The organism is Streptomyces sp. NPDC093097, from assembly GCF_044754325.1.
Lineage (GTDB): Bacteria > Actinomycetota > Actinomycetes > Streptomycetales > Streptomycetaceae > Streptomyces.
Genome location: NZ_JBIVOW010000002.1, coordinates 245,412 through 266,870, shown reverse-complemented (window position 1 = coordinate 266,870; position 21,459 = coordinate 245,412). Strand labels below are relative to the sequence as shown.

At 70.6% G+C, this 21,459-nt stretch carries 17 protein-coding genes; 2 read left to right on the top strand and 15 right to left on the bottom strand.

The features are described 5' to 3' along the window. The 15 genes from ACIQE0_RS04165 to ACIQE0_RS04095 all read right to left on the bottom strand — a co-directional run bounded on the left by ACIQE0_RS04165 (position 1) and on the right by ACIQE0_RS04095 (position 18,594). The gene (locus tag ACIQE0_RS04165) at positions 1-393 is read right to left on the bottom strand and encodes a GPW/gp25 family protein (RefSeq protein WP_366340147.1); all 393 of its coding nucleotides are present in this window, start codon (positions 391-393) and stop codon (positions 1-3) included. After that, positions 390-767: a hypothetical protein gene (locus ACIQE0_RS04160; RefSeq protein ID WP_366340145.1), complete on the bottom strand. Its 378-nt coding sequence runs from the start codon at positions 765-767 to the stop codon at positions 390-392. The genes ACIQE0_RS04165 and ACIQE0_RS04160 overlap by 4 nt, the downstream gene beginning before the upstream one ends. Positions 768-790: 23 nt before the next feature. Further along, positions 791-1,315 carry a phage baseplate assembly protein V gene (locus tag ACIQE0_RS04155; RefSeq protein ID WP_366340143.1) on the bottom strand — a complete coding sequence of 175 codons (525 nt, stop codon included), beginning with the start codon at positions 1,313-1,315 and terminating at the stop codon, positions 791-793. Positions 1,316-1,416: 101 nt separating this feature from the next. Beyond that, a complete protein-coding gene (locus ACIQE0_RS04150) occupies positions 1,417-2,508 on the bottom strand; it encodes a hypothetical protein (protein WP_366340151.1) in 1,092 nt (363 codons plus the stop codon). A 46-nt stretch (positions 2,509-2,554) separates the two neighbouring features. Next, positions 2,555-2,938, bottom strand: coding sequence for a hypothetical protein (locus tag ACIQE0_RS04145; RefSeq protein WP_402328933.1), 384 nt, complete (start codon positions 2,936-2,938; stop codon positions 2,555-2,557). Positions 2,939-2,942: 4 nt separating this feature from the next. After that, positions 2,943-3,614 (bottom strand): hypothetical protein, encoded by a 672-nt coding sequence (locus ACIQE0_RS04140; protein ID WP_366340139.1) that lies wholly within the window; start codon positions 3,612-3,614, stop codon positions 2,943-2,945. Then, positions 3,611-4,207, bottom strand: coding sequence for a HEAT repeat domain-containing protein (locus ACIQE0_RS04135; protein WP_402328931.1), 597 nt, complete (start codon positions 4,205-4,207; stop codon positions 3,611-3,613). The genes ACIQE0_RS04140 and ACIQE0_RS04135 overlap by 4 nt, the downstream gene beginning before the upstream one ends. Before the next feature lie 23 nt (positions 4,208-4,230). After that, positions 4,231-11,028, bottom strand: a complete 6,798-nt coding sequence (locus ACIQE0_RS04130; protein WP_402328929.1) for a DUF4157 domain-containing protein — start codon at positions 11,026-11,028, stop codon at positions 4,231-4,233. Next, a complete protein-coding gene (locus ACIQE0_RS04125) occupies positions 11,025-11,411 on the bottom strand; it encodes a hypothetical protein (protein WP_402328927.1) in 387 nt (128 codons plus the stop codon). The genes ACIQE0_RS04130 and ACIQE0_RS04125 overlap by 4 nt, the downstream gene beginning before the upstream one ends. Further along, positions 11,402-13,483, bottom strand: coding sequence for an ATP-binding protein (locus tag ACIQE0_RS04120; RefSeq protein WP_402328925.1), 2,082 nt, complete (start codon positions 13,481-13,483; stop codon positions 11,402-11,404). Before ACIQE0_RS04120 ends, ACIQE0_RS04125 begins: the two co-directional genes overlap by 10 nt. 33 nt (positions 13,484-13,516) lie before the next feature. Further along, positions 13,517-14,464 carry a DUF4255 domain-containing protein gene (locus tag ACIQE0_RS04115; protein ID WP_402328923.1) on the bottom strand — a complete coding sequence of 316 codons (948 nt, stop codon included), beginning with the start codon at positions 14,462-14,464 and terminating at the stop codon, positions 13,517-13,519. Further along, entirely contained in the window at positions 14,461-15,288 is an 828-nt protein-coding gene (locus ACIQE0_RS04110) for a hypothetical protein (protein ID WP_402328922.1), read from the bottom strand. Before ACIQE0_RS04110 ends, ACIQE0_RS04115 begins: the two co-directional genes overlap by 4 nt. After that, a complete protein-coding gene (locus ACIQE0_RS04105) occupies positions 15,281-16,039 on the bottom strand; it encodes a hypothetical protein (protein WP_402328921.1) in 759 nt (252 codons plus the stop codon). Before ACIQE0_RS04105 ends, ACIQE0_RS04110 begins: the two co-directional genes overlap by 8 nt. 32 nt (positions 16,040-16,071) lie before the next feature. Beyond that, positions 16,072-16,596, bottom strand: coding sequence for a phage tail protein (locus ACIQE0_RS04100; protein WP_030279463.1), 525 nt, complete (start codon positions 16,594-16,596; stop codon positions 16,072-16,074). Positions 16,597-16,695: 99 nt separating this feature from the next. Beyond that, a complete protein-coding gene (locus ACIQE0_RS04095) occupies positions 16,696-18,594 on the bottom strand; it encodes a phage tail sheath family protein (RefSeq protein ID WP_402328919.1) in 1,899 nt (632 codons plus the stop codon). Between the two features lie 772 nt (positions 18,595-19,366). Here ACIQE0_RS04095 and sucC point away from each other — a divergent pair. Further along, positions 19,367-20,545, top strand: a complete 1,179-nt coding sequence (gene sucC / locus ACIQE0_RS04090) for an ADP-forming succinate--CoA ligase subunit beta (RefSeq protein WP_366337179.1) — start codon at positions 19,367-19,369, stop codon at positions 20,543-20,545. Between the two features lie 21 nt (positions 20,546-20,566). Then, positions 20,567-21,451 (top strand): succinate--CoA ligase subunit alpha, encoded by an 885-nt coding sequence (sucD, locus tag ACIQE0_RS04085; protein ID WP_402328916.1) that lies wholly within the window; start codon positions 20,567-20,569, stop codon positions 21,449-21,451. Positions 21,452-21,459 lie beyond the last annotated feature (8 nt).

The window sequence follows — 21,459 nt, the reverse complement described above, 5'->3', positions numbered from 1 at the left end:
TCACTGCGCCCCCCGCCCCTCGAACACCTCGTCGCGGCGGCCGGCGGTGGCGCGCACCACGTACCGGAGGTACACCCGCACCACGTTCTCCTCGCTCACCACGTCCAGCGACTCCACCTCGATCAGCTCGCCCAGCCAGCGCTGGAGCGCGGCCTGCACGGACAGTTCGAGCGCCGAGGCCAGCTCCGGGCTGTTCGGCGTGAAGACCAGGTCCAGCAGCCCGCACCCGAAGTCCGGCCGCATCACCCGCTCACCGGGGCTGGTGAACAGCAACTGCTCCACCAGATCCCGCACATGGGCGTCATAGCGCGCCTGCGCGGTGCGCCCCCGCCGGTCCACGCGGTACGGAAACGCCAGGTCCGTCCGCCGTACGTGCTGTGCTGCCGCTCTCACCGGCACGCCACCCCCTTCGACCCGCCCGGCCATCCCTGACCGGCCGACGCGATCACCGGCGGGCCCTGCGGCACCAGTCCGGCGCTGAAACACATCCCCGTCGTCGTCTCCAGCAGCACCGGCACCCCGTCGACGCACACCTGCCCGTCGCCGCCGCCGTCCGGCATGAACCGCACGCCGGTACAGGGCAGCGGACGTCCCGCCACCACATGCGTGCACCCGCTGACGGTGAACGGGTCCATGGCGGTCGCCACCGCCGCTCCGTCGATCCGCACCGCCTCGGCTCCGCCGCCCCCGGCCGGGACCGGCACCACCAGCCCCCCGTGCGGACACCCCATGACGACCCCGCCATGGAGGACGTTTCCGCATCCCATCTGCCCCGCCTCCCCCGCTCCCGTCAGTGCTTCCGCGGCACGGTCAACCGGCCGTCGTTCAGGTCGACCTGCTCCCCGACCATGGAGATCGACGCCCCGTGCCCGTTGTCGATGTGGACCCCCGTGGCGTCGATCCGCACATACGCGCCTCCCGGTGCCTCCAGCAGAATCCCCTCGGTCGGCACGTCCGACATCACGATCTTGTGTTTCCCGGGCGTCTGGATCACCACCGGACGGGAAATCGCCGGATCCTTCTGCGCGTCCTCCGGCAGCTCCTCCCGCCGCCCGTACCAACACCCCACCCACACCGGGAAACTGGGGTCGCCCTGCTCGAACTCCACCCACACACCGGCCCCGACCGACGGCACCACCACCTGTCCGGCCTGCGGACCCGTGAACGGGAAGCACGGCAGGGCCCAGGTCGACACCTCATCGCCCAGCACGTCCGGGACCTGGACCCTCAACCGCCCGACTCCCATCGGGTCGTCGTTCGCCGCCACCCGGCCCCGGAATTTGCCGAGGAAGCGGTTGTTCGGTGCAGCAGCCATGCGTGGCTTCTCTCCTTACGGTTCCCCTGTGCGGGGGACGGGCGACGGCCGGCCGGCATTCAGGTCCCGATGTGCTTTAGGGCCGACCGGAGTGGGTGTGCCTATGGGCGGACGGTGCCGCTGCGGGCGATCAGCCCCTCCCTCGACAACGTGAAGTTCTGCAGATACGAACCGAGCCGCAGATTGTGCGTGACGGTCTTGACGTAGTAGTCGCCGTCATAGGTGACGCCGGCGCCCCGCACCCCCACCAACTCCCGTGGCCGGAGCACATATCCGTGCCGCGTCACATCCAGCGACCCCGACCCCGAAATGGCGTCCGCACTGGTGGCGGCCCGCCCCAGCGCCTCCGCCCTCGCCAGCCCCTCGTCCATCTTCGCCGTCCCGCTCAGCGTCTTCCGCTTGAGCGCCGGCGATCCCCGCAGGCCCAACGGCGGCCGCAGCGGGCTGATATCGGGCTGCGCCAACAACGGCGCCTGCCGCGTCACCGGGTCCTGCACCCGCGCCTGCGGCTCCTCCCGCGCCGTCCCGTCGTACGCGAACGTCAACTGGTCCACCGTCGAATTCGCATCCATATTCACGTTCAGCGCGTGCTGCCGCTGGCCCAGCCGCTGCTCCGGCCCCCAGAACGCCGTGGACCGCCCCGGTACGGGCCCGGGCTCCAGATAGAAGGTGTATCCATTGGCCCGCGCCAGCTCGTTCACATACTGAAGATCCGTCCCCGTCTGGTAATCGACCCGCACCTGCTCCCGCGGCGGCTGCGGAATCTGCTCCCGAATGATCCGCGCGTCGATCCCGTAGTCGGCGTACTTCCCCAGAATCCGCTCAACGCGCTGCGAGGGCGCGAGATTTGGATACCGGTCCGTCCGCTCCTCCAGATCCATCAGCAGCGTCAGGTCTTCTCCGGTGACGGTGAGGGTGCTCTGCCCGGGGTGATTACTGCTCCCCACCTCCTGCCGCACGATCACCCCGTCCAGCAGGACCACCGGCGTGCCTTTGACGGCCACGGTGAGGACGACCCGCGTCTTCGGATCGAAGAACCCCTCCGGCAGCAACCGCTCGACGAGCGCGCCCTTCTTCGTCAGATCGAACGCCAGCTGAAACCCGCTCCGTTCCCCCGCCGTACTGGTGATCTGCGCCGACAGCAGCGCCTCCATCACCTCCTGGGGGACCAGCCGCGCCAACTTCGGCCCCATGTACAGCGAGATGTGAATGGGCCCCCGCCCGACCGGCTCATCCCCCTCAGCCACGCCCCACCCCCGGCCCGCCGAGCCCGCCACCGAACCCGCCCGGCAGCGGCACGGCGATCTCCACCCCGGGCTCGGCGGTCAACTCCCGCGGCTCCAGCACCGGATTGGCGTCCGCGATCCGCCACCACTGCCCCGGCTCCCCGAAATACCGCTGCCCCAGCTGATCCACCCGCTCACCGCTGCCGACGACATGCGGCACGACCTCGTCGTCCGCCTCCGCCAGCGACGGCAGCAACCGCCGCTTGGCATACCGCACTTCGGTCCCATCGGGCAGCACATGCACCCCGATACCGATCCCCGCATACCGGCTGCTCCGCGGATACGGATGCGCCCCGGGCACATCGTCCAACGCACTCTCATACGGCTCGATGCCCATGCCTTTAGATCCCCCTCCCCAGCCCCAACTGCGTCAACGTCCCGCCCCGCGCCCGCCGCGCCAACTGCTCCTTCTGCGCCAGATGCGCGAGATACAGCGCGGCCCCGGGATGCCCGGCCGGCAGATCGCTCACCGTCAGCACCTTCATCCCGATACTCAACGAGGCCCGTATCGGATTGAGATTCACATCGAACGCCGACTCATTGACCGACAACTCCGTGAGCCGCACCGGCATCACGCGCTTGCTCCCCCACGTGAACAGCGTCAACGGCATCTCGATGGGACTGATCTCCAGCGTCCCCTTCTTGGTCAGCTTCGACGCCGCCAACAACTGCGCGGTGGTCGGCTGCACCAACATCTCCAACACCGCGAGCTCGGGATGAATCCCCTCCGGCGCCGCGACATCCAGCTGATCCGTCGCATCGATCTCCGCCGTGAACTTCCACGTCTCCTGCGCCGGCCCCTTCAGCCGCAACGCCTCGTTCCGATCCCCTCCACTCCCACCTCCACCGCCCCCGCTGTCCCCTTCCCCACCCGCCGCCTGCGGCGCCACCTGCCGCTCCAACGTGTCCGGATTGAACTGCAACACGATGATCCGCTGCGGGATATTGAGATCGGGATCGACGACCACGATCCCGGAACGAATGGGCTTGGGGATGTCGGCGTAGCGGGTCATTTGGCAGCCCCCGCGCTTGAGAAGGCGGTGACGACACTCGCGGCACGAGAGCGGATCCACTCCTCGGGATCGCTCTGAGCGAGTTCGCGAACGGCCGGGACGAACTCCTGATAGCCGGTGTATGTGATGGCCCATAGCGCGGCGAGCCGGATACGCGGGTCCGTGTCCCCAAGCGAACTCTGGATTCGCGTGAAACAGCCTTGGTGCAAAAGTGGAGGCGCGGCCAGCCCGATCCTCAGGGTCAGCTTGCCGCGTTCGATGGGGTCGGACTCGCCATCAAAACGCTGCCCGAGTTCTTCCACCGTCCAGGGAGTCAACTCCTCGTGGGCCCGCGTGGCGAACGGCGTCACGCTCTCCTCGTCCGGTCCCGCCAGGGTGATGTAACCGATCCCGGAGACCGCATCCACGACGTAGTGCAAGGAGAGCCCGGACGGGGACTGCCAGACCATCTGGCCATCGGTGCCGTCGGCCTGGCTCCGTTTCGTCTCGTGCACGAAGGGCCAGCCGAGAGCGTTGGCGAAAGCGTCCACAGTGTTCCAGTGCGTGTCTGGGTGGAGCACATAGCGGGAGGTCCGGTAGTTCGGTTCGATCATGCGATTACTCCTGGAAGGTTAGGTCAGCGGCGTTTGGTCGCGCCGTACATTTCGCGCACGGAGTCTTCGATCTCGTTGAATATCATTTCCTTGATGATTCGCTCACGGTCCTCGGTTCCTGTCAGGTTCTTTGCCTTGACCGACGCTTCGACCTTATTCTCGATACCGAATTCCTTCATCCAGGCGGATACGGATTGCACATGTCGATTCGCCAAGCGGTTGGCGTTGTTGAGCGGGGCTCGTTCCCTGTTTCGACGTCGTCGGGCATCGTCCGCACTCTCCCCGTTCAGCTGATGCTGAATAGCGGCCCGATCGGCGGCCAGGGAGCGTTGTCCCGCTACGTCCTCATTGAGGAGCTCGCCGGCTCGTTCGGACCCCTTGAATGCTGCCGGTATATCCAGGAATGTGCGAGTGAGGCGCGCGGGGGATGCGCCGTTCTGCTGCGCTCTCCTCAGCCGTTGTACGACGAGGGCATTGGTAATGAGGGCCATCGGGTCGCGGTCGACCTCCTGATTCCCGACGATCCATGCGGTTTTGAGCAGGTTGACACGCTGGACTTTCTTCAGACTGCTGGACTGCGGTTTCGCTCGGAAGTGATTATCGAGATACTCCGTGGCCTCCAGCCAATTTCCCTGCGCTGTGAACTCATCGGGAATGCCCAGTATCCTATGCTTCTCGCCGGTCTCCTTGTCTTTCTTGTTGGCCGACTTGTAGGCGTGCGCTGACTGCTCTTCTCGTGCGATCCCCTCGCCGGTGACGATCTTGTTTGCCGCCTTGGGACCGGTTTGCTGCCTCCTGACCGCGGGTGGCGTATAGGTGCTGGAGGCTGTCTGCTGACCCTCGTCGAAAACATTCAGAACTTCTTGTTCCTGAGGGCCCAAGGGGGTGGCGTTTCGCGTGATGCGGGAAACGGCGGGGGGTGATGTGGGTGCATTCACGGTGTGCTGCGGGACGACACCTGGCTGCTTGGGGGAAAGTACCACGTTTCCGCTGCTTGCCACCATATTTGGATCTTTTTCGAGTTTTGTGGCCAGTTGCTGCAGGAACTCAAGGAGTTCGCGGCGGGGGATGGTGATTCCCAGTGCCTTGAGTACCTGCTCCTTCGGGTTGAGAGTGGCCTCGATCCCGAATTTTTCTCCGCTGTCGGCGTTGAGTGAAGTGAGCCGATACCAGGCGCGCATCGCTGCGAGAATGGAGCGCAGTGCCGGTCGGGGAAGCCCTCGGGAAAGGGCGCTTTGCAGTCGAGGCTTCAGTCGCGCGACAATCTTTAGGAGTCGCGACTCCTTCGACTCCTTCGAGTTCTCCTTCTTCTTGTGCTCCTCGCGATGCCGCTTCTTCTGTTCCGTACGATGCTTCCGGTGGTCGCGGAAGTTTTCCCGCTTCTTCTTGAAGAAATCGCGGGCCTTCTTGGCGCTGGTCTTCAGGGCCTTGCCCAGTTTGGACTTGCGGAGCTTCTTGCCGAGGGACTTACCGGCGTTACGGACCTTCTTGAGGGCGGACTTGACCTTACCCTTGATTTTTTTGACGGCGCGGCCCAGGGGAGATGTGGGTTTGCGGGGTTTGGTGCGCTTGGGGGCCTCGGTCTCCTTCTTTTTTTTGGGAGTCTCCTGCTTGTGCTCGGGCTCCTTTTCTTCGTGCTTGGGCTTGGCAGCGGCGTCCTTGCCGTTGTCCGGGTGCTTCTTCGGGCCCTCGGTGTCGCGTTCGCGTTTGGCGGCGTCTTCCTCGCGGCGGCGGTCGCGTTCCTTGTTGGGGGTGCGGCTGTTGGGGCGGTCGTGGGAGGTGGCGGGGCCCTTGGAGCCGGGGTGGGTGGTGGGGTGGTGTTCGGTGGAGGCGCCCGGGCGGGAGGGGACCTTGGGGCCCCTCGGTTTTGTGGGGCCAGTGGGTTTGCGGAGGGCCTGGGTGGCCTTGCGGACGGCGCCGCGGGCACGGTTGACGGCGTTGCCGGCGGCCTTGCGGGCGCCCTTGCCGGTCTTCTTCAGGCCCTTCATGATCTTTTGGGCGATGCCCTTGAGGCGGTTGCCGACGCCCTTGGCCGCGCGGCCCAGGCGGGCGAGGAGGAGGTTGGTGATGAGTTCCAGGAGGGCGACTACGCCGGCGGCGACGGCTACGGCGAAGAGGCAGGCGGCCGGGCCGGACTTCACCGCTTTGAGGAAGGCGAAGAACTTGCCGAAGGCGGAGAGGACAGCGCTGATCGACTGCCAGGCGGCCATCAGGCCCTGAACGATGGTGAGGATCGCGCCGGCCGCCGGGATGATCATCGAGACGACCTTCTCGATGACGAGCTGGGCGATCATCATCGGAAGGGCGGCGATCACCGCTTCCCAGGCCATCTTGCCGATCTGCTTCAAGGACATACAGCCCTTGATCAGGACGTTGATGACGGCCTTGCCGAGACCGAGGATGCCCTCGACCTTGGTGTCGAACCACTGCTTGACCGCGGTCTTGATCGCGCCCCAGAGGTGTTCCTGGATACCGGTCTTCGCGGCGCTGCCGGCCTTCGAGAGCCAGCCGCCGGGGTCCGGGGCGATGTCCGCGACGAGGGCGGCGAACTGGCCGAGGGCCTGGATCGCGGCCTCGGCGAACTTGAGGGCGCCGACGATGGCGTCACGGAAGATCTTGATGGCGGCCTTGAGGCCCGCTTCCAGGACGTTCAGGAGGGCGTTGAGGCCGGCGGCGAGCGCGTCGAGAAGAGTGTTGACGGCCTTCTTGAGGCCGTCGGCGAGCTTGTTGACCGTGGCGATGGCCTTGTCGCGCAGGTCGTTGATGGCCTTGCGGAATTTGTCGCGGAGCTCGGGGAACGCGGCCAGCAGGACGTCGCCGATGGCGATGAGCGCGTCGGCCACCGCGTTGATGGCCTTGATGGCGAAGTCGCGGACCGCGTCGATCGCCTTGTTCGCCCAGTCCTTGAAGGTGTCGATGACGCTGTTGATGGCCTTGCGGGCCTCATCGAAGATCTTGGTGACGGCGTCGAGGAGATCCTTGAAGAAGTCGGCGACGGCGTGGACGATCTTGCCGAAGAGGCTGTCGGATCCCTTCTTCTTCTCTTCCTTCTTCTTCTTCTTGGCGTCCTTGTCCGCCTGGTCGGCCTTGCTGTTGATGTCCTTGTTGTCGTTGTTCTTTCGTCCCTCGACCTCCTTGTCCTTGGTGTCGCGTTCCTTGGTTATCTTGTCGTTGCCGTCCTTGTGCTCCTTCTCGGTGTCCTTGTCGGCCTGCTGGATCTTCTTGTCCTGCTCGTCGCGCCAGTTCTGACGCTCCGTCCTGGCCTGCTCGGCCGCTAGGCCGCGCTGCGCCGTCTGCTGCTCGGTGTTGCGCGCGACCTCGTTGTCGATCTGCTGCTGCTTCTCCTGCTTGGCCTTCTGCTCGCCCTGCTGCTGTTCCTTCTCTTTGGCAGCCACCTGGGTGCCGGCCTGGCCGGTAGCGCTCTTGATCTCGCCGCCGCGCTCCTGCTTGGCCACCGCCCCGGCGCCCGGTTTCGGCGCACTGCCGACCGCCGCGCCTCCACCGCCCCCGGCGCCGGCCCGGCCGCCCTGCGCCTTCCCCTGGAGCTCCTCCTTGGGCGCATCGGGGTAGATCTTGTCCTCGCCCAGTGACTTGGACGCGTCCGCCCGTCCGGTGTCCTGGATCTTGCCTTGCTTCTCCTTGAGCTTCGCCGCCTGCTTGTCCGTGCGCTGCGGGTCGCTTTCCCCCTCCAGCTTGATCTGGGGGGCCGGGCCGACGGTCTTGTTGTGCAGTTCGGGGTCGGTGGTGGGGACCTGGTCGGCCGCCGCGGCCACGTTCTGGGCGTCCTTCTCCGTCAGCTTGCCGTCCTTCGAGGGCGGAACCTGCGGCGTCGGGATGTTGTCGGTCGGTTTGGCTCCCGCGGCCTTCTCACTGCCCTTGGCACGCTGCTTCTCGCCCTGGTCCTCCGGGCCGAGCTTCTCCAGCTGCCCCGTCACGGGGGTCTCCGGAGCCTCCTCTTCCGGCTTCCTGTGCAGGGTCTGCGGCGCCCCCGAAGGGCGTTCACGCTTGGGCGGATTGGCGTCGAGCCGCCGCTGCTCGTCGCCCACCTTCTTGTCCGCCGCACCGTCCAGCCCCGGCAGTGCCTCCTGCGCCTGGTCGGGGGCGAGCTGGCCGACGGTGTTCAACGCCGACTGGGGATCCTGCGCCGAGACGTCCGGCGGTTTCTCCTTCTTCTCCTCGGTGGCCTTCTCACCGCCGCCCCCGCCGCAGCCGCCGCCCTCGTCCTTTTCGGCGGCCGGGGCCGGCGGGGCACACCCTCCGCCGTCCTTCTCCAACGACGCGTCCGGCTGCGCCTTCGCCCCCTCGGGTGCCGGAGCGCCCATCTTCCCGGGGCTGTCGGCCTGTTGGGCCGCCGGGCCGACCGCGGCCTGGGCGACGGAGGGCGCGCCTCCGGGACCGGCGGCGGCCGACGGCGCGTTGGCAGGCTCGGTCCCGCCCACCGCCCCGCCGGGTGCCGCACCCGGTCCCGACTCCTTCGGCACCGCGCTCTTCGCGGCTGGTGCGTCCCGTTCCGCCTGCACGGGCTCGGCACCGCGGCGCGCAGCGGGGGAGGGACGCCGGTCCTCAGCCGGCGTACGGTCGGTGTGCGCACCGGCCGGTGGGGACGAAGAGGGGGCCGATGACGCGGAGGAGCCCGCGCCCGCACTCGCTGCACCGTCCGACGGGACCCCGGCCGGCTTCCCGGCCGCCGCGCCCTCCGGCTGCCCCTGCGCCTCCCGTTTCTCCTCCTGGGCGTCCTGCTCCTTCTTCTCCGTCTGCTCGTCCTGAGCCTCCTTGGCATCCGGCGCCTCCTCGCCGGTGCCGCCCTCCGCGTCACGGTCCGCGTCCTTGCCGTCGGCGTCCTGCTTGGCCTGGCGGGCGCCGTCCTCGTCCTTGCCCTGGGCCTGGTCTGGATCCCGCTTCTCCTCGGCCTCCGGCTCCTGGGCCTGCCGGTCCTCGGCCTCCGGGTCCGGGCCGACTTCTTGCTCGACCGGCATCGAGGGCTGGAGGTCCTTCTCGGTACGGTCCCCGGCCTCGGTGGCCGGTCCGTGCTCCGGCTGCGGCGCCTCGCCCTCGACCGGTCCCAGCTCCGCACCCGGGGGCTTGGTCTCGGCCTCCGGCTCGTCCTCGTGCTCCTCGTCGTCAGCCGCGTTCTCGCGCTCCTGCTGGACCTGTTCGGCCTCGGTGGGCGGGGGAGTGGGGAACGTCGGCAGCGCGGCATCGGGGTGCTCGGCGGTCGGTACGGAGGAGACGTCCAGGTCGGCGCCCGGGAGGAAGTCCTCCGGCTTCAGCTCCGCCTCACCAGGGCCCGTACCGCCCTTGGCCCCGGCACCGGCGTCCCCGCTCACGCCGATGTCCTTCTCGGCACCCGCCTCCAGCCCGAGGGGCGCTTCCTCCTCGCGCGGCGGGCCGTCCTCCTCGTCCTGCTCGTTCAACCCGTGCTGGGACAGTGCGCTCTCCGGCTGGTCGGCCCGCTCATCGACCTTCTCGGGGCGGACCGGTCCGGGCTGTTCCCGCTTCTTCTCCAGCTCCTCCTGCTTCGAGCCGTCCGCGGGCTTCTTCGCGTCGTCGTTGCGCTTGCGTTTGTCGGCGCCGGGCCGGTTCGCCTGCTCCGGGTCGGCCTCCTCGCGTTCCCGCTGGGCCTTTCGCTCCTCGTTGGTGCGCTCGGCGCCGTCCTTGGACCGGTCGGCCTTGGCGGCGTCGGCCTGATCGGCCTCCTGGCGCTCCTGGCCCTGCTGGTCCTCGGCCTGCTGTTGCTCCTGCTTGGCGTCCGCGCCCTCGACGACGCGTTCGTCCTCGTGCGCCTTGCGGTCGCCGGCCTCCTGCTGCTCCGCCGTCGCGTCGCGCTGCGCCCGGCTCTGCTCCTTGTCTTGCTTGTCCGCCCGCCCCTTGGCGTCCTTCTTCTCCTCGTCGGCGTCCTCGGCCCGCTGCTTCTCCGCCTGCGTGGCGCCCTGGGCGTGCTGCTCCTGGGCCGTCCGCTCGTCGTGCACCAGCTCGACGGCGTCGGGCACCGGTTCGGGCGTCGGCGACGGCTGGAAACCGATCGGCGATACCTCGGATTCCGCCGCCAGGTCCAGCAGCCGGTCGAAGTCGGAGCTGAGCAGCCGCACCTCCAGTCGGTCCAGCACGGATTCCTGCAACTCCGGTGCCATCCGGGCGAGTTCGAGACGCACTCGCCCTGACCGGTCCTCCGGATCCCCCCGCAGCGACCGGAGCACCCCGCTCGCCAGGCGGTCCACCAGCGTTGCCGGGTCGAGGAGTTCCTGGCGGCGGCGGTCGGCGTCGAGGGTGGCGTAGCGGAGCCAGCCGGGGGTGGCGTGGCCGGGCTCGACCCCGGGGGTCGTGTCGTCCTCGCGGGTGGCGCCGAGCATCGCGGCGCGGACGGACTCCTGGGCCGCGGACTCCGCCTCCCGTTCGACCGCCTCCTGGGGGAGGCTGACGGCGCCGAGGTCGCGGCCGGCCCGCAGGGCGCCCAGGCCGTGCGGGTTCTGGACGGTGTGCAGGAGCTCGTGGGCGAGCAGGCGCCTGCCGTCGGCGGTGCCCGGGCGGTAGGTGCCCTCGCGGAAGAAGACGTCCTGGCCGACGGCGAACGCGTCGGCGCCCATCAGCTCGGCGAGCTGCCCCGCGTCGCGGCCGGTGTGCAGGCGGACCTGGCTGAAGTCGTGGCCGAGCTGTTCCTCCAGCTCGCGGCGGACGCTCAGGTCGAGGGGCTGGCCGGCGCCGCTGACGATGTTCTTGGGCTCGGGGGCGGACGACCTGGCGGAGCGCTCCTTGCGCTTGCGGCGCTGTTCGTCGCGGGCGGACCGGGCGTTCTGGGACGCGGACCGGGTCGCGTTGCTCATCGTGCCTCCCCCCGTCCCGCCAGGCCCGCGTGCACCGCGCGGGCCAGCGCCTCGCCCAGCCGTACGGGGTGGGTGGTGGCGGGCAGCGGCGGCAGGCCGGTGAGCCCGTCGAGGGTGAGGCCCGAGGCGTCCGAGGAGCCCGAGGCGCCTGCCGCCAGGGGGACGCCGCGTTCCCGTACCAGGCGGGTCAACTCGGCCTGGAACGCGGCCGATACGCGCACCGGGTCGACGGCGCGGGCGTCGAAACCGTCCAGGACCAGTTCGCCGATGTCGATGCGGAACGTGCCCGTGGGGGTGGCAGGGGAGGAGGGCGGTGCGGGCGTGGCGGGGTGCGGGGCGGTGGCCCGCACCGCCGCGTGGCCGACCTCGTGTGTCAGACCCATCCGTGGACCTCCGACGGTGTCAGAGAGCGTTCCAGCTTCAGGTACTCGGTGCGGGCCGCGGCCAGCATGTGCCGCATCTGGAGGCGGTCGCCCTCCTCCGCCGCGAGGAAGGCGCCGGAGAGCGCGATGTTGCGGATCGAGCCGCCGGCGACGGTGAGTTGGGCCAACAGGGACGGGTCGATGCCCTTGGTCGGCGCCTGGGCGGGCAGCACCCGGCGCCAGATCTCGGCCCGTTCCCGTTCGGTGGGGAAGGGGAAGTCGACGACGAAGCGGATGCGGCGCAGGAAGGCCGAGTCCAGGGCCTTCTTCATGTTGGTGGTGAGGACGGCCAGGCCGCGGTACGCCTCCATGCGCATCAGCAGATAGCTGACCTCCAGGTTGGCGTAGCGGTCGTGGCTGTCCTTGACCTCGCTGCGCTTGCCGAACAGCGCGTCCGCCTCGTCGAAGAGGAGCAGCGCCCCGCCGCGTTCGGCGGCGTCGAAGACCCGGCTGAGATTTTTCTCGGTCTCGCCGATGTACTTGCTGACGACCTGGGAGAGGTCGATCAGGAAGAGGTCCAGGCCCAGTTCCTTGGCCAGCACCTCGGCGGCCAGCGTCTTGCCGGTGCCGGAGCCGCCGGCGAAGAGGGCGGTGACGCCGAGGCCGTTGCGCAGCGCCTTCGCGAACCCCCAGTCCTGGTAGACGGTGGCGCGCTGCCGTACGTGCGCGACGACCTCCTGGAGGATGCGCAACTGGCGGTCGGCGAGGACCAGGTCGTCCCAGCCGGCCCGCGGTTCGATGCGGCGGCCCAGCTCGTCCAGGCCCATCCGGGCCTCGGTGAGGCCGGCCCGCCAGGCCAGTTCGGCGGCGCCGGTGCCGCCTGCGGCCGGCAGATCGCGCCGTACGGAGGCGGCGGCGGACCGGACGACATGCGGCGGGAGCTGGAACTGCGCGACGAGGGAGGTGAGCTGGCGCTCCGTGATCTCCGGAATGCCGGTGAACGCGTCCGTCCACAGGCCCAGTTGCTCCTCGTCGGAGAGTTTGGGGACGGTGACGCGTTCGCCGCGCGGATGGCCGGTCCGCCGCGGGTCCGGACCGGCGACGACCAGCGGGACCGCGGCGCCCGCGATGAAGGCGTCCACCGCGGCGTGCTGCTCGCGGTCCAACTCGCCGACCTCGACCAGCAGCGCGGCCGGCAGCAGGATCGCCTCCCGCTGCCAGAGCCGGGACAGCCGGTCCCGTTCGGCGGGGTCGGTGGGGACGTCCTCGGCGGCCATCGCGTACAGGCCGAGCCCGCTGCGGCGGGCCGCGGCCGCCGCGATGTCGGCGCGGCTGCGCAGCTCGCCGCCGACCAGCTCGACGCGCAACGGGGCATCGGGGCCGGCCCCCGCCCAGCCCGCCGCCACCCGGCCGGCGGCCGTCTCGTACGCGGGCGGCAGGGTCGCCGGCGGGACGGTGCGGCGCAGTCGGCCGTGCAGCCGGGCGTCCAGGTACGGCGCGCCGGCGAGGAAGTGCAGGATGCGTTCGTCCAGGCGCAGCCGGCTGGTGGTCAGCCGGGTCTCGTCCTCCAGCTCGACCAGCCGCCAGCGGCGTAACGGGGCGACCGGGGTCAGCGCGCTCCAGTGGGGTGCGCCGAGCGCCGCCAGGGCGAGCGCGAAGGTGGGGTGGGCGCGCGCCGGATCGCCGCAGGCGGCGGCGCAGCGGGCGCCGGTGGTCGGGTCCAGCTCGGCGGCCGCGGTGAGCAGGACGATCTCCCGCTCGAAGGGGGTGAGGCCGAAGCAGTCGGTGAGGGCGTCGAGGGCGTGCGGGGAGGGCGCGCTCGCGACGGGAGGGTGGCCGGTGCCGGCGCGCGGGCCGTCGTCGTCCGCCGCCCCGCGTGCGCCTTCGCCCTCGTGCCCGCCGCCGTCCTCGCCGCCGCCCGACGGGCCGTCCCCGTTCCCGTTCCCGTCCTCGTCGCCGTCGCCGTCCTTACGGGTGCGCGCGGCGTGTGCGTCCAGGCGGGCCAGCACGGCGCGGACGGCGGCGCCCAGCGCCGCGCCCTCCGCCTCGTCGTCGTCCGCCGCCCCGGGACCCGTCCCGCCGTTGCCCGCCATGTCCTTCTCCGCCCCCGTCCCCCGCACCGCGCCTCAGCTCTCCGCGCCGTCGTCGGTACGACGCGCGCCGGCGGTGCGGTGCGTGTCGGGAGCGCGGTCCGCGTCCGCCGCGTCGCCGCCGGTCGCCTTGCGGGTCCGGGCGCGCGGGCGGCCACCCGAGCGCCCGCCGCTCGAACTCCCCTGTCCTGCCGGGGACTTGCGTGTCGCCGGCCGCCCGCCCGCCGCCTTCTTCGCGGTCTTCTTGACGACTTCCCCGGCCGCCCCCGAATCCGCCGCCCCCGAATCCGCAGAGCCGGAATCCACCACCCCGGAAGCCCCCCGCCCGCCCCTCTCCGACGGCGCCTCCGGCGACACTTCCAACGGCACCTCCGGAGGCACCTCCGGCACCACCGTCACCTCCGGCCGCCGTACCGGGCGGGCCGGTGCCGGCTTCTGGTGGCCGTCCAGCAGTACCAACGACGCCTGGTAGGCCACCGACAGGGAGTACGGCGTGTTGTTGAGCATCCCCCAGAGCTTGGAGGTCTCGTCCACGTCCATCTGGGTCGGCGTGAAGCGGACGTGCTGCAAGGACTCGGCCAGATCGCTCCCGGCCAGATAGGGGCGTTCGGCCGCCTCCTCGATCAACTCCCGTGGCAGCACCGGGATCTCGTGCAGCGTCCGCACCACGCTGCCGATCAGCCGCTGGCCGACCAGCTCCTGCTCCTCCCCGTACCCGCTGATCAGGAAGTGCAGGTCGATCGCCGCGGCGGGGCGCTTGAGCAGCGTGCCGTCGGAGGCGCGGGTCACCAGGTCGCTGTTGCGCATCGAGGGGTTGTGGGAGACCTGGTAGAGGAAGACGGTGATGGTCGGGTCGGTCGGGGGATCGGTCGGCGGTTTGCGGGTCTCCACCGAGACGGCCATGTCGATCTCGGGGTGCAGATTGTGCTCGATCAGCAGCGCGAGGGCCTGGGTGACCGTCGCTGGGGCGAGTGCGTTGCTCATGTGGACCGTCCCCCTGAAGTCCGTTGCTGGGAAGCCAGATAGTCCGCGAGGCTCACCGCGGGCGCGCGCCGCTCGGGGCGCGGTGGACGGCCGCCGGCCGCGGGCCGTTCGGTGCCGGCCGCGCTGACCTCCAGCCGGCCGATCTGTACGTGCACCACCCGCTCGGCGGGCCCGCGCGCACCGCGCCGGCCGGCCGCGGCCGCGGTGCGGGACGGCGCGGGACGGCGCGGCGCCGCCGCCGCGTCGGCGCGCGCCCGCAGTGCGCCGGACGGCGAGGGACCGGCCGCCTCCGCGTCCCACGGCGACGCCTCCCGGCCCCCTGCCGGCCCTTCCGTACCGGTCGCCGTCGACCGCCCCCGCGGCCGTACGCCCTCGCCGGCGGTCCGGGGCCCGGGCGCGGCCGTGGCCGCGGGACGGAGCAGGGGGGCCGGTGCCGGCCGTGGGACGAGGGGCTCGCGGGCGGCCTCCGGGGCCGCCTCGGTGCGGATCACCGTCTCCCGTTCGTGCCACGTGCGCAGCTCCGTCCGGTGCTCGGTGCGCGGCGGTCGACCGGCGTGCGGGGCCGGGGCGGGCCGTCGCGACGCCCGCGGGGACGACAGCCCGTCGTCGTCCGCGTCGCCGACGGCCGGTCCGCGCAGCGCCTCCACCCGCTCGAACGGGCCGGGCAGCCGCGGCCGGACGAGCGCCCGCCCCGGCCCGTCGGCACCCTCGGGCGGGCCGAGGGGATCGGCGGGCGGGGCCGGCGCCGCGGGGGCGTACCGGGCCAGCAGCCGGCCGAGGTAGTCGCCGGACGCGGCGGGCGTCCGCTCGGGCATCTCAGGCATCCGCGCACAGCTCCAGGTAGTAGCGGCGCCGCAGCGGGCTGAGCGCCAGGATCTCGGGCTCGCTCCAGCCGTAGGCCGAGGCGAGCAGATGGACGTCGAGGAGCAGGTCCCGGGCCCAGGCGTCCAGTTCGGTCCACAGGTACGCGGCGATGTCCAGCTCCGCCGGGGTGGGCGCGCCGCACTCCGGGCAGGCGACGTCCAGCGTCAACTCCGCGCCGGGGTCGGCCTCTTCGGCGGCCTCGGCGAAGCGCTTGAGCACCGTTTCGGGCAGGTGGGCGAGGTCCTCGGCGGTGGCCTCCCGGCCGGCCCGGCGGGCGGCCAGGACGCAGCGGGTGGCGAGCAGGTGCCGGGCGTGGGCCTCGTCCGGCGGGTGGGCGGCGGCCACCGCGGCCAGGTCGGCGGCGCCGGGCAGCCGGAACCGCAGGCTCCACTCGCCCTCCGCCACCGGCAGCCCGCCCTCCGGCGGTCCGGGACGGGCGGCCGCCAACTCCCCGGCGTCCAGCTCGAATTCCAACGCCGCGCCGCACCCCGCCGCCGCGCAGTCGAGCGTGACCTCCATCCGGTCGCCGAACAGCGCCCGGCGCAGCGCGAAGAGGTCGGCCGCCCGCTCCCCGAGCGGCGCCGACAGCAGGGCGTCGGGGGCCGCTCCCGGACGGGCCGCCCGATGCAGCAGCAGGGCCCGGCCGGCGGCCCGTTCGGCCAGCCCGGCCTCCCAGGTGGCCAGCAGTTCCGCCGGCCCGGTGAGCGCCATCGGCTACCTCGCCACCACCTCCTCGCCGCCGCTCAGGCCGGGTGGGTGAACGAGGGCTCCTGCGGTTCGGGGACCTCGTAGTCGCGCTCCCAGCCCTCGCATTCGAGCTTCAGGCTCTGGATGGCCACCGCGTTGGCGTTGGCGTCCATCTCGCCCAGGACCTGGTACTCGCTCGGCCAGGACCGGTAGATCTTGTGCGAGACGGCGACCTGGCCGGCCTCGTTGAGGACCTGGATGACGATGTCCTTGCGGAAGTCGGCCAGTGAGACCTCCGAGCCCAGGCCCGCGCCGACCTGCCAGACCTTGTTGGCCCAGCGGTCGAACTCCGGGTCGTGGGTGACCCCGCGCTCCAGGGTGATGCCCTCGAACTCCGAGCGGCCCGGGGACTTGCGCGGGGAGCTGGGGTCGCCGCCGTTGCGGTGCTTGACGACCTCGGTGGTGCGCTTGAGCGGACTGATCTTGCTGACCCCCGCGACCGTACGACCGTCCCACAGGACCAGGAACTTGAAGTTCTTGTACGGGTCGAAGCGATGGGCGTTGATCTTGAACTCAGCCATCGGATTCCTTCACGTCGGATTCCTGCACGTCGTTCTGCGCGTCGGCCCATGGGGCGCGCCGGCCCGGAGGGTCCGGCCGCCGCGCCCGGTGCCCGCGCCCTAGAGGTCGAACTGGCCGGCCAGCTGCTGGATCTTGACGATCACGAACTCGGCCGGCTTGACGGGCGCGATGCCGACCACGACGTTCACGATCCCGTTCTCGATGTCCGCCTCGGTCGTGGTGTCCTTGTCGCACTGGACGAAGTACGCCTGCCGCGGGGTGCCGCCCTTGAAGGCGCCCTTCTCGAAGAGGGAGTGCAGGAACGCCGAGGCGTTGAGCCGGATCTGCTGCCACAGCTGCTCGTTGTTGGGCTCGAAGACCACCCACTGCAGGCCGCGCAGCAGGCTCTCCTCGACGTGCAGGGCCAGCCGCCGTACCGGGACGTACTTCCACTCGCTGTCCAGGGCGTCCGCGCCCTCCAGCGTGCGGGCGCCCCAGACCAGCGGGCCGACCATCGGGAAGGTCCGCAGGCAGTTGATGCCGAGCGGGTTGAGCAGGCCGTTCTCGCGGTCGGTGAGCTTGACGGTCAGCCCGTGCACACCGGCCAGCCGCGCCTCGGTGCCCGCCGGCGCCTTCCACACCCCGCGCTCGCCGTCCGTACGGGCGATCACGCCGGCCAGTGCGCCGGACGGCGGGAAGGACCGCAGCCGGCCGGTGAGCGGGTCGGTGAGCTGGAGGTGCGGGAAGTACAGGGCGGCGTGGTTGCCGCGCACCGCGTCGAACGCGCCGATCCCGGCCCGGGCGGCGTCCACGCTGCCCCAGGCCGCGGGCGCGTCGACGAGCAGGAACATCCGCCGCTCCTGGCACAGCCGTTGGGCCGCCGAGACCACCGTGGCCATGTCGTCGGTGGATTCATACGACGCCAGCTCGGGCAGTGCGAGCAGATTGACGTCGGGCAGGTCGCGCAGCGCCTGGAGGCCGCTCTTGCGGGCCTCGCTGCCGATCAGGTCGCGGGGGCCCGGCGGGTCGCCGTCCGCGCCGCCGCACAGGGCGAAGACCGGCGGGTTGACCGAGGCCTCCAGGCCGAGGTCGTTGGCGCACTCGCCGACGAAGCGGACCACGTCGCAGGGGTCGGTGGAGCCGGCCACGACCTGGACGCGGCGCCCGAAGGAGGTCACCCGGGTGCCGGCGAAGGCGTGCTTGCCGGGGGCGTCCGGCAGCGACCGCAGCTTGTGCTCCAGCAGCAGCGCCAGCTCGGTGACGTCGCATGGCGGCTCGCCGTCGCAGTCCGGGTCGTAGAGCGTGAACTCCCGCTCCACCTCGCCGATCTTCACCGTCAAGTCGACGGTCAGATCGGGAAGTTGGTGGTGGAACGGCTTGGAGACCGTGCCGGACGGGTCCGGGCGGCCCTCGCCCACCGCGACCACCCGGATCAGCGCCGAGCCGGAGTTGACGGCCGTCTCCACGAACCGGCCGCTGCCGGGGTCCATGGACAGACCGGTGAAGGACTCCCGGGCCGCGCCGTGCGCGTCGAGGACCTGGAGGTTGAAGGTCTCCTCCGGATCAGAGGGGCGGCGCGAAGCGCCTCCTGCCGGGGTGGTGGTCGGGCGACGGGCGGGCGTGTCGTGGTCGATCGCCACCCGCAGGCCGTCGCCCCAGAGGCCGGGCTCCTTGGCGTGCACCTCCAGGACCGGGCACCGGCTGCGGCCCTCGGTGGACTCCAGGGTGACGTGGGCCGCCTCGCCGGTGCCGGCCTTGGCGACCCGGACGATCACCGCGTCGGCGCCGCCGTTGCCGAAGAACTGGTGGACGGCGTAGGAGACCGGGCTGCGGGAGGTCAGGCCGCCGAAGCGGCGCTCGAAATCGGCGAAGCTGGTGATCCGGACGGGCTCATTGAGCGGACCGCGCCGGGTGTGGCCGACGAAGGCGGTCACGGACGTCGTCACGGTGGTGATGCTGCGGATGCTGCTGGGAAGCTCTTCGACATAAACGCCGGGATAGGTCGTATGTGTCGGCATTCCCCCTCCAATCCCTTCAGGCACCGAGTGTGAGGACACCAAGAAATCGAGAAAGGGGGAGGGACGGCGGGTGTGGAAGAACCCACGACCGCACCCCGCGGCGATCGTGGTCGTGCATCCCCCCACTACCCATCAAGTTCCCCCGTCTGCATCCGGTGCGAGGCGACCCGTGATCCGTGGTCCGACCTGCACGGGACCAGGCCCGAAGCGCGCACTGCGGGCCTGTGACTCCTGATGCGAAAGTGCTCAACGCAGTCTGTTTCAAAGGGAGTTGGCGGTCAAGGAGCTTTCTGGTCACCGCTTGCGAAGGTCCTGTGCGGGCGCGTTGCACTTCCTGCTCCAACGGCTTCCCGCTTCCCCGCAACCGGAACCGCGACGGTCGGGTCCGGTCGGGCTCGCCGTCGCATCCGGACCCGGCGCCCGAACGGCGCACGGCAACGGAGTGCACGGCGGATGACGGCTGTGCGCCCCGCGCGCCCGCACGTCCCTGCGAAATATCTGCGACGGCCGGATGTGCCCCTGCGGAAAAGGGGGCCGCGGGCCGACGTGGCCAAAAGATCTGTGACCGTAATCACCGCCGGAGTGTGATCTGCGATTTAGGGACGCCTGTCCACCGGAGATACCCTGCGAGACGGACATGCCGCGTATCCGGACACCGTGTGTACGCCTCCCCAGTGACAGCGCCGTCACGTTGCCCTTCGCGGCACGCCCATCGCAGACGAACGAACCGCGATCACTACGGCGATTCTGAGAAGACAAGGGACGGACGCGCGTGGACCTGTTCGAGTACCAGGCGAGGGACCTCTTCGCCAAGCACGGTGTACCGGTGCTGGCCGGTGAAGTCATCGACACGCCTGAGGCGGCGCGCGCGGCGACTGAGCGCCTTGGCGGCAAGTCCGTCATCAAGGCGCAGGTGAAGGTCGGCGGCCGCGGCAAGGCCGGCGGCGTGAAGCTGGCCGCCACCCCGGACGAGGCCGTCGCCCGTGCGACGGACATCCTCGGCATGGACATCAAGGGCCACACGGTCCACAAGGTGATGATCGCCGAGACGGCTCCGGAGATCGCCGAGGAGTACTACGTCTCCTACCTCCTGGACCGCACCAACCGCACCTTCCTGGCCATGGCCTCGGTCGCGGGCGGCATGGACATCGAGGAGGTCGCCGCGACGACCCCCGAGAAGCTCGCCAAGGTCCCGGTCGACGCCAACGAGGGCGTCTCCATCGAGAAGGCCCGCGAGATCGTCGCCCTGGCGCAGTTCCCGGCCGAGGTCGCCGAGAAGGTCGCCGAGGTGCTGGTCACCCTGTGGCAGACCTTCATCAAGGAGGACGCCCTCCTGGTCGAGGTCAACCCGCTGGCCAAGGTCGCCTCCGGTGACGTCATCGCCCTCGACGGCAAGGTCTCCCTGGACGCCAACGCCGAGTTCCGCCAGCCGGAGCACGAGGCCCTGGAGGACAAGGCCGCGGCCAACCCGCTGGAGGCCGCCGCCAAGGCCAAGGGCCTGAACTACGTCAAGCTCGACGGCCAGGTCGGCATCATCGGCAACGGCGCGGGTCTGGTCATGAGCACCCTGGACGTCGTCGCCTACGCCGGTGAGAACCACGGTGGCGTCAAGCCCGCCAACTTCCTCGACATCGGCGGCGGCGCCTCCGCCGAGGTCATGGCGAACGGCCTGGAGATCATCCTGGGCGACCCGGACGTGAAGTCCGTGTTCGTCAACGTCTTCGGTGGCATCACCGCGTGCGACGAGGTCGCCAACGGCATCGTGCAGGCCCTGGAGCTCCTCAAGTCCAAGGGCGAGAACGTCTCCAAGCCGCTGGTCGTCCGCCTCGACGGCAACAACGCCGAGCTGGGTCGCAAGATCCTCTCGGACGCCAACCACCCGCTGGTGCAGCGCGTGGACACGATGGACGGTGCGGCCGACAAGGCCGCCGAGCTGGCCGCGGCCAAGTAAGGGACGAGGACTCCAACAACCATGGCTATCTTCCTCACCAAGGACAGCAAGGTCATCGTCCAGGGGATGACCGGCGCCACCGGCATGAAGCACACCAAGCTCATGCTCGGTGACGGCACCAACATCGTCGGTGGCGTCAACCCGCGCAAGGCCGGCACCAGCGTCGACATCGACGGCACCGAGGTCCCGGTCTTCGGCTCCGTCAAGGAGGCGATGGAGAAGACGGGCGCCGACGTCTCCGTCCTCTTCGTCCCGCCGGCCTTCGCCAAGGCCGCCGTCGTCGAGGCCATCGACGCCGAGATCCCGCTGGCCGTCGTCATCACCGAGGGCATCGCGGTGCACGACTCCGCCGCCTTCTGGGCGTACGCCAAGGCCAAGGGCAACAAGACCCGGATCATCGGCCCGAACTGCCCCGGCCTGATCACCCCCGGCCAGTCCAACGCCGGCATCATCCCGGGCGACATCACCAAGCCCGGCCGCATCGGCCTGGTGTCGAAGTCCGGCACGCTGACCTACCAGATGATGTACGAGCTGCGGGACATCGGCTTCTCGTCGGCCGTCGGCATCGGTGGCGACCCGGTCATCGGCACCACCCACATCGACGCCCTGGAGGCGTTCGAGGCCGACCCCGAGACCGACCTGATCGTGATGATCGGTGAGATCGGCGGCGACGCCGAGGAGCGGGCGGCCGACTTCATCAAGGAGAACGTCACCAAGCCGGTCGTCGGCTACGTGGCGGGCTTCACCGCGCCCGAGGGCAAGACGATGGGCCACGCCGGCGCCATCGTGTCCGGCTCGTCCGGCACCGCCCAGGCGAAGAAGGAGGCCCTGGAGGCCGCGGGCGTGAAGGTCGGCAAGACCCCGTCCGAGACCGCGCTGCTGGCCCGCGAGATCCTGGGCGGCTGAGTCCGACC

Excerpts from the sequence above, each read along its gene's own strand:
- ACIQE0_RS04135 (WP_402328931.1), bottom strand. The coding sequence starts at position 4,207 with ATGATCGAACCGAACTACCGGACCTCCCGCTATGTGCTCCACCCAGAC.
- ACIQE0_RS04105 (WP_402328921.1), bottom strand. The coding sequence starts at position 16,039 with ATGGCGCTCACCGGGCCGGCGGAACTGCTGGCCACCTGGGAGGCCGGG.
- ACIQE0_RS04145 (WP_402328933.1), bottom strand. The coding sequence starts at position 2,938 with ATGGGCATCGAGCCGTATGAGAGTGCGTTGGACGATGTGCCCGGGGCG.
- ACIQE0_RS04125 (WP_402328927.1), bottom strand. The coding sequence starts at position 11,411 with ATGGGTCTGACACACGAGGTCGGCCACGCGGCGGTGCGGGCCACCGCC.
- ACIQE0_RS04110 (WP_402328922.1), bottom strand. The coding sequence starts at position 15,288 with ATGCCTGAGATGCCCGAGCGGACGCCCGCCGCGTCCGGCGACTACCTC.
- ACIQE0_RS04160 (WP_366340145.1), bottom strand. The coding sequence starts at position 767 with ATGGGATGCGGAAACGTCCTCCATGGCGGGGTCGTCATGGGGTGTCCG.
- ACIQE0_RS04095 (WP_402328919.1), bottom strand. The coding sequence starts at position 18,594 with ATGCCGACACATACGACCTATCCCGGCGTTTATGTCGAAGAGCTTCCC.
- ACIQE0_RS04100 (WP_030279463.1), bottom strand. The coding sequence starts at position 16,596 with ATGGCTGAGTTCAAGATCAACGCCCATCGCTTCGACCCGTACAAGAAC.
- ACIQE0_RS04130 (WP_402328929.1), bottom strand. The coding sequence starts at position 11,028 with ATGAGCAACGCGACCCGGTCCGCGTCCCAGAACGCCCGGTCCGCCCGC.
- sucD (WP_402328916.1), top strand. The coding sequence starts at position 20,567 with ATGGCTATCTTCCTCACCAAGGACAGCAAGGTCATCGTCCAGGGGATG.
- ACIQE0_RS04150 (WP_366340151.1), bottom strand. The coding sequence starts at position 2,508 with ATGGGGCCGAAGTTGGCGCGGCTGGTCCCCCAGGAGGTGATGGAGGCG.
- ACIQE0_RS04120 (WP_402328925.1), bottom strand. The coding sequence starts at position 13,483 with ATGGCGGGCAACGGCGGGACGGGTCCCGGGGCGGCGGACGACGACGAG.
- ACIQE0_RS04140 (WP_366340139.1), bottom strand. The coding sequence starts at position 3,614 with ATGACCCGCTACGCCGACATCCCCAAGCCCATTCGTTCCGGGATCGTG.
- ACIQE0_RS04115 (WP_402328923.1), bottom strand. The coding sequence starts at position 14,464 with ATGAGCAACGCACTCGCCCCAGCGACGGTCACCCAGGCCCTCGCGCTG.
- ACIQE0_RS04155 (WP_366340143.1), bottom strand. The coding sequence starts at position 1,315 with ATGGCTGCTGCACCGAACAACCGCTTCCTCGGCAAATTCCGGGGCCGG.